The sequence below is a fragment of the Thermoanaerobaculum aquaticum genome (genome assembly GCF_000687145.1).
GTDB lineage: Bacteria > Acidobacteriota > Thermoanaerobaculia > Thermoanaerobaculales > Thermoanaerobaculaceae > Thermoanaerobaculum > Thermoanaerobaculum aquaticum.
Map to the genome: position 1 here is coordinate 17,671 of NZ_JMFG01000030.1, position 373 is coordinate 18,043.

A 373-nucleotide genomic window follows, 5' to 3' on the forward strand; every position below is an offset into this window, starting at 1 on the left:
GCCGGCACAACCCACCACCGTGGGCAAGCGGGCCTGTCTCTGGCTTTACGATGTGCTTTTGGACTTGCAGCACCTGGAAGACGAAAAAGACAAGCTGCTCCTGCGCGGCGCCAAAGGCACCACGGGAACGCAAGCTTCGTTTCTGGAGCTTCTGGGCAGCCACGAAAAGGTGGAAGAGCTGGACCGGCGCATTGCCCAGGCTTTTGGCTTCCCCGGTACCTACCCGGTGACCGGGCAAACCTCTCCGCGCAAGGTGGAGTTTTACCTGCTGGCACCCATTTCCGGCCTGGCACAGTCGGCTTACCGCTTTGCCACCGATGTGCGCCTGCTCTCCCGCCTGGGGGAGCTGGAGGAACCGCAAGAGGCCGGGCAA

Annotated in this window: 1 pseudogene; it reads left to right on the forward strand. The window is 62.7% G+C overall.

Going from position 1 to position 373, the window contains the following annotated elements:
• A pseudogene (locus tag EG19_RS13745) lies at positions 1 to 373 on the forward strand (adenylosuccinate lyase); the annotation flags it as partial.